This is a genomic window from Microbulbifer salipaludis, assembly GCF_017303155.1.
Classification (GTDB): Bacteria; Pseudomonadota; Gammaproteobacteria; order Pseudomonadales; family Cellvibrionaceae; genus Microbulbifer; species Microbulbifer salipaludis.
In genome coordinates this window covers 234,638-246,599 of sequence record NZ_JAEKJR010000001.1, presented here as the reverse complement: position 1 = coordinate 246,599, position 11,962 = coordinate 234,638, and the positions used below count along the sequence as shown (strand labels likewise).

Here is an 11,962-nt window from a genome sequence, read left to right as displayed (position 1 = left end):
GTGAACAGCAGGTTTTTCGCGCGGATTGATAACAATAATCAAGGAAATCTGCGATGAATCTCTTAAAGACCCGAGTCCTGCCCCCGCGGTGGCGACAAATACTTTGCGCCTGCACAACCCTGTGCGTGGTGCTCGCAAGCAATGACGCGCTGGCCGTACGCGACCGCCCGCACATAGACCAGTCCCTCGGCTACAACGTCATTCTGTCCGACCGCGGTACCACGTTGCGCGGTGTTAGCCTCTCGTTCGACGGCGGTGACCCCTACGGTACCCTGCCGGCGGTCATGCCTTCGGTGGCATCGCTGACCAAGCTCTCCACCGAGTACGGCTACAACACGGTGCACCTGTACCTGGAGGGCGATGCCGGTCAGAACCCGGACCCGGTGGGTGTCAATCTGGCGCTCGCCGATGAGCTGGTGCAGCGCACCCGAGACACTGACCTGTATCTGATCATCACCGTTGGTAACAATGGCGAGAACGGCGCGATTCACAGCATGCAAAAGACCCTGGATTTCTGGTCCCTGTACGGTGAGCGCTACAAGCATGAGACCCATGTGATCTTCGAGGCGCATAACGAGCCGGCGCCGTCGACCCTGTCGAACTGGACCCAGCAGGACTGGGACAACCAGCTGATCATGTACAACCACATCCGCGGGATTGCGCCGGATACCATGATCCTGTTGGGCTCTTTCATGTCGTTTTTCCCCGGTAGCGCCGCCATCGAAGGCGCCGACATGCTGAAGGCTCAGGGTGTGTCTTGGGACAATGCTGGTTTTGCCTTCCACGGCTACTGGAATCTTCCGGACATTGAAAAGACCATCGCGCCTTTTCTGGCCAGCACCGATTACCCTGCGCTGATTTGTACGGAGTTCTGGCCGGGGGATACTGAAAACGGCTACAACGCGGCGTTTGAGACCTACCATATCGGTTGGCAGCAATTCCAGTGGCTGGCTGCCAACGATATGGATCTGGAAAACCTGAAGAACAAGCTGAATGTTGCCGGTACCGTATGGAAGCCGGAACTGGCCGGAACCAGCTGGCCGGCGAGCGGCGCACCGAGTATTCCGCTGGGAGCCGAGATCGGTATTTTCAGTCGCGCTGCCGGCATGTTCGTGAGTCTCGATGGCACCAATTTGAAAGCCAACAAGGCTAGCTACAGCAAGGCGAGTGGCGAAAACTTCACGGTGGTGGATGTGGGTAACGGCCATGTGGCGCTGCGGGCGGACAACGGCAGCTATGTCTCTGCCGGCGGCGATGGCCTGCCGATGACTGTGACCGCAAGCACTATTGGCAATGCCGAGAAGTGGGAGTGGCTGGAGCTACCCTCTGGTGACTTCGCCCTGCGTCCCTGGGGGGGTGGTGGCCACCTGTGGGGCACCGTCGATCGGGGCCAGCACGCCGGCAAAATTACGGCCAATGGTGACGACGCCTCGCTGAATGGCCCGGCGACCCTGGCGTACCTGACTGAAGCTGGCAGCGCCCCAGCTGCGCCGACTCCGCCGCCGCCGCCATCTGCCGGCCCCTTCTATGGCACACCGACCGTAATTCCGACCACCTCTATGCTGTTTGCGGCGGATTTTGACCACGGTGGTGAAGGCGTTGCCTACCACGATATCGACGATGAAAACTGGGGCGGCCAGTACCGCTTCGATGTGGGTGTCGATATCGAGGCCACAAATGAAGGAACCACGAACGTGGGTTGGATTGATCCGGGCGAGTGGCTGAACTACACCGTGGACGTTCAGGCTGCCGGTACCTACACCTTTACTTTCCGCGTGGCCTCCGCGGCAGATAACGGCAGCTTTCATATCGAGTTTGACGGCGTGGATGTGACCGGCCCGATAACCACCCCGAACTCCGGAGCCTGGAATAACTGGGTCAATATCACCAGGGAAGTCGAGCTGGTTTCCGGTGTGCAAGTCATGACTATGCAGAGTGCCGGCGGCTTTAACCTGATCGGCTTTGACATTCAGCAAGGCAGTGCACCGCCGCCACCCCCGGCTACCGACATGTATGCTTCCAGCGTGGTGGTGGGCACAGCACCGGCCAGCCGCGGGCAGAAGTATGGCACCGCGACGGTGACGGTACTCGACAACAACGCCAGCCCGGTTGCTGGTGCCACGGTCACTGGCAACTTTACCAGCGGCATTGTTGAGGGTGGCGTGAGTGCCGTGACCGATAACAATGGCGTCGCGGTTCTGCAGAGCTCAGTGAGTGCCGGCGGTAACCTGGTGGTCGAGTTCTGCGTGGCTGATATCAGTGGCAGCCTGAACTACGACGAGAGCTCCAGCGTCAACCGCTGCTTTTAATGGTTCATCTCACAGGATGACATGTGGCCTGCGGGCCACGCAAAACTAAGAGGCCTCACCGCGGATGCGGTGGGGCCTTTTTCATGGGGCGCCTTTTTACGAGGCACAATTAACCAGGGATTCGGCTGGCAACTGCGGCTCGAGTCGAAGATCGGCGATCGACAATTGCATTGTACCGGTGGTGAAAAACAGCACAGGTGTGTCCACGCGTTTCAAATGGGTGCCGGCATCGGCAAAACAGGACAGTGGGATGCCGAGACGCACCCACTGGCCGGCCGGCAGCGCCGAGAGCACATTCGCGAACTTGAATGAGCCGGTGCAGGGATAGCCGCAATCCATACGCAGGCTCACAGCTTCGCTCGGCGCCTCGTCCACGCGCACCACCAGGCTCAGGGCGCCGCCAGCGGCCGCGATGGCGCTGAAATCTTGGGCCGAGCGGTTGTGCCACAAAACCTGTCCGGCGGGCCCGCCGTTCCAGCTGGCCCTAACCACCTGCATGCCGCTGGCGTCTTCTGCAATTTCCACGTGCACGTTGGACGGCGAGCGGGTCTGCCCGCTCACACCCCGAACCGGTTTCATCCAGTCATCCGGGTTGCCCACGTACAGTTTCCAGTCAGCGCGGCTCTCTCCAGCGGCGAACACCAACCGAGGTGATTCCGCTTGCGCGGGCTTGTCTTCATTCGCTATTACCGCCGCCGTAAGTGGTGCCAGGCACAGGCTTGCTACACAGGCGTAAAAGTTTTTCTTCACGTTGACCTCGCAAATCATCTTGTTTTCAGAGTATTGAAATCGTCGCACGTTCGCCCCGGCGGGTGTCCGATTCTCGGCGAAAGGGTATCCGCGTGAGTCCACAGGGTGCCCGAGCCATGCGTCAGCCGTTCAGAAACTTTCAGCACATGGAACTGTGTGTGGGACAATGCTTTTGGTAAGCCGAAATAGAGGGTAACAGCATGCGTGACGTTCGCCGGGCATGGCGCATAGATAGGGCGGGCGCCATCAGCAATCTCAAGCTGCTAGAGGAGCCGATGGGCACGCTGGCTGACGATGAGCTCCGTATCGAGGTGCGCTCGGTGGGCCTCAATTTCGCGGATATCTTTGCGCTCACCGGACTCTACTCCGCAACACCGCAGGGCAGTTTTATTCCCGGGCTGGAATTTGCCGGTGTGGTCACCGCGTTGGGGGAAAACGCAGTAACCGATTTGCAGGTGGGGGATCGGGTTTACGGCTGCACCCGTTTTGGCGGTTATGCCACGGTGGTGGATGTGCCGCCGCAACACTGCCGGAAAATCCCCGCACACTGGGGCTTCGCCGAAGGCGCCGCCTTTCCCGCGCAGAGCCTCACCGCTTACTACGCCCTTGCCACGCTTGGGGCGGTAAAGCCCGGGCAGGTGGTGCTGATCCAGAGTGCCGCCGGCGGCGTCGGCTTGCAGGCCATGCGTATGGCCGCGCAGATGGGGGCCATCCCCATCGGCACCGTCAGCGCCCAAAGCAAGCGCGCGTTTCTCGCCGAGCAGGGGTTTTCCGAAGTCATCCTGCGTGGCAACGATTTTGCGGAACAACTACACACACAGCTGAACGGTCGACCGCTACACGCGGTCCTCGATGGCATCGGCGGCGCAATCCAGAAGCAGTCGTTCGCCGCTCTGGCACCCACCGGGCGAATGGTGGTATTTGGTGCGGCCGAATTCACTCCCGGCGACAAACCCAACTGGCTCAAGGCGGCCTGGCTCTACCTCAAACGCCCCCGTTACGACGTGATGGACATGATCAGCAGCAATAAATCCGTGCTCGCATTCAACCTCATCTGGCTGTGGCAGGAGCAGGCCCTGTTCGAGGAATTGCTGGATGGCTGCGCCGGGCTGGGTTTGCCGGCTCCGCATGTGGGGCGTGAGTTTCCGTTTGCCCAGGCCCATGAGGCCATCGAACATCTGCGCAGTGGTGGTTCAGTGGGCAAGGTGGTGCTGACGATCGAGCACTGAGCCAGTTCGCCAGAGGTTAATCCTCCCCAAATTTCCCGTCCGATGATAAATCCTCACCGGGTTCCACTCGTCCCGTTCCAACAATCGACGTGGCTAGTGCCGCGGCCGGTGGCGCAAATTCAACCACCACAGCCATGTCGACGGCACCACTGGCCCGCTGCGGGATATCCAGTAGATATGCACAGGTCTATCCCGCGAAACTGTGGGGAACCTGGTTGTGGATAACTGTATGCACAGGTTTTCGTTTTCTTGGTGGCAAGGCGCAAGCCGCTGGCCGGGAAATTCTGGCGCTTAAGCGGACACCGGCACCGGCGAGGGGCGTCATAGTGACCTGTCAAAGGCTAGCGCAAGGCGCGGCTGCGTCCGCGTAGCCGTCTGCGATTGGCCTAAACAAATAACACGCATTGATCGCTCAGCAAAAGGATTCGGACCATGACGGAAAGCACAACACAGTCGCGCGGCCAGTGCCCGGTTGCCCACGGTGCCCTCACAAACAGCGGTGCATCGGTAATGGGCTGGTGGCCGAAGGCACTGAATCTCGACATCTTGCACCAGCACGACCGCAAGCCGAATCCGATGGGCGTCGATTTCAATTACCGGGAAGCGGTCAAAACGCTGGATTACGCAGCACTCAAAAAAGACCTGCACGCGCTGATGACCGACAGCCAGGCTTGGTGGCCGGCGGATTGGGGCCACTATGGCGGCCTGATGATTCGGATGACCTGGCATGCGGCCGGGTCCTATCGCATTGCCGATGGGCGCGGTGGCGCGGGAACCGGCAACCTGCGTTTCGCGCCGCTGAATTCCTGGCCCGACAATGGCAACCTGGACAAGGCCCGCCGACTGCTGTGGCCGATCAAGAAAAAATACGGCAACAAAGTGAGCTGGGCAGACCTGATCGCCTATGCCGGCACCATCGCCTACGAATCCATGGGTCTGAAAACCTTCGGTTTTGGCTTTGGCCGGGAGGATATCTGGCACCCGGAAATCGACACCTACTGGGGCTCGGAAAAAGAGTGGCTGGCGCCTACTGGTAGTGAGGGCAGCCGCTATTCCGGCGAGCGCGACCTGGAAAACCCGCTGGCGGCGGTGATGATGGGGTTGATCTACGTGAACCCGGAGGGCGTGGACGGCAACCCGGACCCGATCAAGACCGCCCACGATGTGCGTGTCACATTCTCCCGCATGGCCATGGACGATGAAGAAACCGTGGCCCTCACCGCCGGTGGTCACACCGTGGGCAAAGCCCACGGCAATGGCGATGCAGCACTGCTCGGCCCGGAACCGGAAGCGGGCGAGCTGGAAGACCAGGGCTTTGGCTGGCTCAACAAGAGCAAGCGCGGTGTCGGCCGCGATGCGGTCACCAGTGGCCTGGAAGGCGCCTGGACCGCGCATCCGACGCAGTGGGATAACGGCTACTTCGAGATGCTGCTCAACCACGAGTGGGAGCCGAAGAAAAGCCCGGCCGGTGCCTGGCAGTGGGAGCCGGTGGACATCCGGGAGGACGACAAGCCGGTAGACGTCGAAGACCCCTCGATGCGCACCACGCCGATCATGACCGACGCCGACATGGCGATGAAGATGGACCCGGCATACCGCAAAATCTCCGAGAAATTCTACAAAGACCCGGCCGCGCTCGCAGACGCCTTTGCCCGCGCCTGGTTCAAACTCACCCATCGCGACATGGGCCCGAAAGCGCGCTATATCGGCCCGGATGTGCCTCGGGAAGACCTGATCTGGCAGGACCCGGTACCTGCCGGCAACACCGACTACGATGTGGAAGCGCTGAAAGCGAAGATTGCCGCCAGCGGCTTGAGCATATCGGAAATGGTGGCCGCCGCCTGGGACAGTGCGCGCACCTTCCGTGGCTCGGACAAGCGCGGTGGGGCAAACGGCGCGCGTATTCGCCTGGCGCCGCAAAAAGACTGGCCCGGCAACGAACCCGAGCGTCTATCCAAAGTTTTGGCAGTGCTGGAACCCATCGCTGCGGAAAGTGGTGCGAGTTTGGCGGATACCATCGTGCTGGCTGGCAACCTGGGAGTGGAGCAGGCAGCCAGGGCGGCAGGTATTGCGATCAACGTGCCTTTTTCCCCCGGCCGTGGCGATGCCACCGACGCGATGACCGACGCGGAAGCCTTTGACGTACTGGAGCCGCTGCACGATGGCTATCGCAACTGGCTCAAGAAAGACTATGTGGTTCAAGCGGAAGAAATGTTGCTGGATCGCACCCAGCTACTGGGCCTTACCGCACCGGAAATGACCGTACTGGTGGGCGGTATGCGAGTGCTCGACACCAATCACGGCGGCACCGCCCACGGTGTCTTCACGGACCGCAAGGGCCAACTGACCAATGATTTCTTTGTGAACCTGACCGACATGGGGAATACCTGGAAGCCGGCCGGAAAAAACCTTTACGAAATTCGCGATCGCAATACAAACCAATTGAAGTGGACCGCAACGCGGGTAGACCTGGTATTCGGCTCCAATTCGATTCTGCGCGCTTACGCGGAAGTGTATGCACAGGACGACAGCCAGGAGAAATTCGTGCAGGACTTTGTGGCGGCCTGGGCCAAGGTAATGAATGCCGATCGGTACGATCTGGCCTGACTACCGGTAACCGAGGTGCCGTGGACGTTAAAAAATATATGGGCGAGGTCTACACTGCGGGAATGTCCGGCGCTTTTTGTGGAGGCGTCATTTAAGACATAGGCTCGACTGAAAAGAGCTGACGAGATCGGGAGTGATAGCCAATGGCCGATAGTCTCTATCGCTCGGAAGGGCGGCATGCGACTTGGCTGGAATTATTTTTTGACCTTGTATTCGTTGCCGTCATCGGCGTGGTGGCGCACGATCTCGCGCACACTCACGATCGGCATATTGGCGTAGAGCAGCTGTTGCGTTTTCCACTGGTATTTATTCCCGTGTGGTGGATATGGATTACGCACACGCTCTACGCCAATCGCTTCGATACCGATAGTCGTCATCACCGCATATTCAGCCTCGCTATTATGGCGTTGATGGTGGTTTTCTCCACCTTCGCTGAAGACAGTCTTGAAAGCGGCTTTGCCTACTTTGTTGTGCTGTACACGCTGGTGCGCCTGCTGCTCGCATATCGGTACTGGCGCGAATACCGTAATTCCGACCGAAAATTGAAGCTTGCCAGAGACCTGAGTCTGGCGATCGCCATTGGGGGCCTGATCAGCCTGACTGCAATCTGGTTGCCTTCGCCCACCAAGTACGCTGTTTTTTATCTTGGGCTCGCGGTCGATGCGGGTTGGCAGATATCACGCAGACGCCGCTTACAGTTCTGCCCTGTGGATCGGGAGCATTTGGTGGAGCGAATGGGCCTGCTGGCCATCATTATCCTCGGCGAATCTGTCATTGCGATGGTGGCGTCGCTCAATCACGAAGTCTGGGACCTGATGGATATCATTCCCGCTGCCACCGGATTTCTACTGATTGGCGCCATCTGGTGGGTATATTTCGACAGCTTTCCCAAATTGGAACACGCGAAGCGGTTCACCTCGGGCAATGCGCTGATCTATCCGCATCTGCTGGTGTGCATGGGTTTGCTGATTCTGGCAAACATGATTCGCCACGCCATTCTCGGAGATCTGGACCGTCCCACCTTCGGCCTGTTGGCCGTTACCGGCCTGGTGATGTTCTATCTTGGAAAACAGATTCCCTACTGGTACGCCTTTCCACCATGGCGAGGGGCGATTATCACCAACTCATTCGTTTGTATCGGCATTACCGTCGCGAGCACATTTTTGCCACGGGTCGAGTATTCCCTGATCGGAATGACACTGGGCATGTTTGTCTACGTCTATCTCACCTTTAACCGAATACTTTCGGTGGATGTAAGTGAGTATCTCAATTGAGAGAGCGGCGTTGATTTATCACGCCCCTACAAAAGGAGAAAAAAGTGCGCACGAGTAAAATCCACTGCGATTGCAATGCCGTACACGTCACCATGTCTGGTGACCCCAAAGTGCATGCCTATTGTCACTGTGAGGACTGTCGCGAGCTGTTGCAGGTGCCATTTCACTCGGTCAACGCCTGGGACCCGGAGAAGGTCGAGATCACCCGTGGGCGGGAGGCGGTGGTGGAATACCAGCACCCGCACAAGAGAATGACGCGAGTATTCTGCAAGCACTGCGGTGAAGTGCTCTACAACACCAATGCGATGGGCTGGAAGCTGGTGTCACAGCTGCTGTATCGCAAATGCAATGCAGGGCCTCTGCCGGTGTCTTTCCAGTCCAATGCGCACTTTTTTTATGATCGGCGGGTGATTGATATTGATGATGGGTTGCCGAAGCAATAGCTGGGGCCCGACAGGATGCGCTCCGGATAGCTCGCTGGTCTGCGACTTTGCCGCCTTCGGCTCGAATCTGGGAGTTGGGCGAAGCCCTCTGGTTTGGGGCGGTATGAGAGAGATGGCTGCCCGAGAGGATGAGCTCCCTTCGGTCCCTGGTCTCCGGCGCTTTGCGCCTTCGGCTCGAACCTGGGAGTTGGGTGAAGCCCTCGGGCTTGGGACGATATAAAAGAAAAGGCCACCCGTTGGGTGGCCTTTTCTTTTATATGGCCCGCCCGAGAGGATTCGAACCTCTGACCTTCGCCTCCGGAGGGCGACGCTCTATCCAGCTGAGCTACGGGCGGAAAACTCTGATTTTCAAACTTGCGTCGTGCCTGAGTCAGGGCGGGAAGCCTGTGGCTTCCGGCGACGCTCCCCTCGCGTTGCTCGGGACCGGCCACCAATCACAGATTGGTGTCGTTCGGCTGCGCGCAAGGCGGTGCCTTGCAAACGCTTGCCTCACCCAGCTGAGCTACGGGCGGTTGTTACGCGCCACGGCGATGCCGGCGCGGAGGCGGATTATACAGAAGCACCCGGATGGGGCAAAGCGGCGATTGGGGTTTTGTGCAGGTGCTGGCCAGTGGATGTGTACAACGCTGGCGCCCCGATTTGGGCGGTAGGCACCAAATTGGTGCTTTAGGGGGCGCCGACGGGTTTTCGGGGGCTTTGGCGCCAGGGTTGACGGTTCCTGGGCAAGTGTACTCCGCCGGCTTATGTGCCTGAAAAATGATAATTATCAGTGGGCAGGTCGGGTTTCGGGCGCGAATGGCCGGGCGTGGGCGACGGTGGCGCAAGTGGCACGTTCGTTGCTCTTGTGAGTGTGACCCTGAGCGGCCGCGCGGTATCGCAGCGGCGCCAGTGCATATCAAGAGCACACGATAACGAGAACCGAGGATTCCGGGTGAGTAGCCCCGGGGTCCTGCAAAGGAACCGACCCAATGAGCAAGGCTATCACCCCGACCCTCCTCGCCACGGCCATCGCCGCAACCCTGCCGCACGCGGCGTTTGCCGCCGCAAGTGACGATGCCGCTGCGGCGAAACGCAAACCGGCGATGCTGGAAGAGGTCACCGTCACCGCACAGAAGCGCGCGGAAGGTTTGCAGGAAGTGCCGATTTCGGTCGCGGCGCTGTCCGGTGAGCGCTTTGACAGTGTGTTTGCCGCCGGCGACGACATTCTCGCCCTGGCGGCCCGGGTGCCGAACCTCTACGCCGAGTCCTCCAATGGCCGCGCCGCCCCGCGCTTCTATATTCGCGGGTTGGGCAATTCGGATTTCGACCTCGCCGCGTCACAGCCGGTGTCCATCATCTTCGATGATGTGGTGCAGGAAAACGTGGTGCTGAAAAGCTTCCCGATCTTTGACGTGGAGCAGGTGGAAGTGGTGCGCGGCCCACAGGGCACGCTGTTCGGGCGCAACACTACCGCCGGCGTAATCAAGTTTGATAGCCGCAAGCCCACCATGGACAACACCGGCTACATGAAGGTCGGTGCCGGCGAGCTGGGTACCGCGAATGTGGAAGGCGCGTTTGGTGGCGCGCTGGTGGATGGCGAACTGGCCGGCCGCGTGTCGGTGCTGCGTCAGGAGCGCGCCGACTGGATCGACAACACCTACAGCGGTGAAGAAGATGCCCTGGGCGGCTTTACCGAACTGGCCGTGCGCGGGCAGTTGCTGTGGACCCCTTCGGAAGATTTCTCCGCGTTGCTCAATGTGCATCAGCGCGACCTCGATGGCACCGCCAGTGTGTTCCGCGCGAATATCTACGAGCAGGGCGAACAGGGCGAATTGAGTCCGACGTTTGACCGCGACTCGGTGTATTTCGACGATGGCGACAATAACCCGCAGATGTACGAGAGTGCCGGCTCATCCCTGAAGCTCGAATGGGATCTGGGCGATATGGTGCTGACCAGCATTTCCGCCTACGAAGGCGCCGAGGGCTCCAGCAAGGGCGACATCGACGGCGGTGTCGCCGGCGACGGCCCGGGCTTTATCCCGTTTGGCGCGGTCACCGAAGACCAGGCGGACGTGTCCCAGATCACGCAGGAAATTCGCCTGGCCAGCGACACACCGGATCCCCTGCAGTGGCAGCTGGGTGGCTTTTACTACGACGCCGATCTCGATGTCACCAGTATCGATGGCTTCTTCGGTGCCACCACCGTCAGCCACGGCAATACCTCCTGGGCCTTGTTTGGCCAGACCTCCTATGACTTCAGCGATGCCCTGACCGGCACCGTGGGCGTGCGTTACACCTATGATGAAAAGTCGCTGGTGGTGGGCGAGCAGAATGTGGACGGCTTTGCGCTGGTGATCGGCGTTGCCGCCGTACAGGATTACGCTCCGGTAGAGATTGATGATGACCAGCTCAGCTGGGAGACCAGCCTGAATTATGCGCTGGATGACGACGCCAGCATCTATGTGCGCCTGTCGGAGGGCTTCCGCGCCCAGTCTATCCAGGCCCGCGATGTGGCCTTCGAGGGCAGCCCCTCGGTGGCGGACTCGGAAACCATCACGTCATTTGAACTGGGCTACAAGGCCGACCTGTTACAGGACACCCTGCGCCTGAACACCGCCGTATTCTATTATCAGATTGACGACATCCAGCTAACCGCAGTGGGTGGCGGTGGCAACTTCAACCGCCTGCTGAATGCGGACAAAGGCGTGGGCAAGGGCTTTGAAGTGGACCTGGAGTGGGTAGCCAGTGAAAACCTGCTGATTACCGCCGGTGCCGGCCTTGCCGATACCGACATTCAGGATGCGGACCTCAGCACCGCGCCCTGTGGCTCGGGCCAGTGTACCGTCACCGATCCGCTGACCGGCGATGGCCTGGCGCTGATCGACGGCAACCCCTTCCAGTCTGCACCGGAAACGGTATTCAACTTCACGTTGCGCTACAGCCTGCCTGTTGGCAACGATGGCGAGGCCTTCTTCTACACCGACTGGGCCTATCAGGGGGAAACCCACCTGGCCCTGTATAGCGCGCAGGAATACACCATCGATAGCCAATTTGAAGGCGGGTTGCGCGCCGGTTACACCAGCTTCTCCGGTGATTACGAGCTGGCCTTCTTCGGCCGCAACATTACCGATGAAGAAAATATCAAGGGCCAGATCGACTTCAACAACCTCACCGGGTTCGTCAATGATCCGCGTATTCTCGGCGTGGAGTTCCGTAAGAACTTCTAAGGTGTGTGCATATCTCGCGAACCGGATGCTGCGCAAAACCGTTGCAGGTGTTTGCGCCGGTGAATCTGGGATCGTGGTTTAGCCCGGTAAAGTCTCGCCAGTTGAGGCTTTCACCGGGTTCGTTGTTTGGCCGGATGCTGGAGA

7 protein-coding genes and 1 tRNA gene are annotated in these 11,962 nt (G+C 59.7%); 6 read left to right on the top strand and 2 right to left on the bottom strand.

What is annotated here, in order from left to right; all coding sequences use genetic code 11:
* Positions 1-53: 53 nt before the first annotated feature.
* Entirely contained in the window at positions 54-2,309 is a 2,256-nt protein-coding gene (locus JF535_RS01015) for a carbohydrate-binding protein (RefSeq protein ID WP_206998055.1), read from the top strand.
* Between the two features lie 96 nt (positions 2,310-2,405).
* Here JF535_RS01015 and JF535_RS01010 read toward each other — a convergent pair whose 3' ends face one another.
* Positions 2,406-3,107, bottom strand: a complete 702-nt coding sequence (locus JF535_RS01010; RefSeq protein ID WP_206998052.1) for a putative glycoside hydrolase — start codon at positions 3,105-3,107, stop codon at positions 2,406-2,408.
* Between the two features lie 152 nt (positions 3,108-3,259).
* Here JF535_RS01010 and JF535_RS01005 point away from each other — a divergent pair, with 152 nt between their 5' ends.
* The 4 genes from JF535_RS01005 (at position 3,260) to JF535_RS00990 (ending at position 8,612) form a co-directional block, all read left to right on the top strand.
* Positions 3,260-4,288 carry a zinc-binding dehydrogenase gene (locus JF535_RS01005; protein ID WP_206998051.1) on the top strand — a complete coding sequence of 343 codons (1,029 nt, stop codon included), beginning with the start codon at positions 3,260-3,262 and terminating at the stop codon, positions 4,286-4,288.
* 432 nt (positions 4,289-4,720) lie between these two features.
* The gene (gene katG, locus JF535_RS01000; protein ID WP_206998049.1) at positions 4,721-6,895 is read left to right on the top strand and encodes a catalase/peroxidase HPI; all 2,175 of its coding nucleotides are present in this window, start codon (positions 4,721-4,723) and stop codon (positions 6,893-6,895) included.
* A 143-nt stretch (positions 6,896-7,038) separates the two neighbouring features.
* The gene (locus tag JF535_RS00995) at positions 7,039-8,169 is read left to right on the top strand and encodes a low temperature requirement protein A (protein ID WP_206998046.1); all 1,131 of its coding nucleotides are present in this window, start codon (positions 7,039-7,041) and stop codon (positions 8,167-8,169) included.
* Positions 8,170-8,213: 44 nt separating this feature from the next.
* Positions 8,214-8,612 carry a GFA family protein gene (locus JF535_RS00990; protein ID WP_206998044.1) on the top strand — a complete coding sequence of 133 codons (399 nt, stop codon included), beginning with the start codon at positions 8,214-8,216 and terminating at the stop codon, positions 8,610-8,612.
* 258 nt (positions 8,613-8,870) lie between these two features.
* On the opposite strand, the gene JF535_RS00985 is transcribed toward JF535_RS00990, so the two are convergent.
* Positions 8,871-8,947 (bottom strand) — tRNA-Arg (locus tag JF535_RS00985).
* A gap of 633 nt (positions 8,948-9,580) precedes the next feature.
* Between JF535_RS00985 and JF535_RS00980 the strand changes: the two genes are divergently transcribed.
* Entirely contained in the window at positions 9,581-11,818 is a 2,238-nt protein-coding gene (locus JF535_RS00980) for a TonB-dependent receptor (RefSeq protein ID WP_206998042.1), read from the top strand.
* Positions 11,819-11,962: the final 144 nt, after the last annotated feature.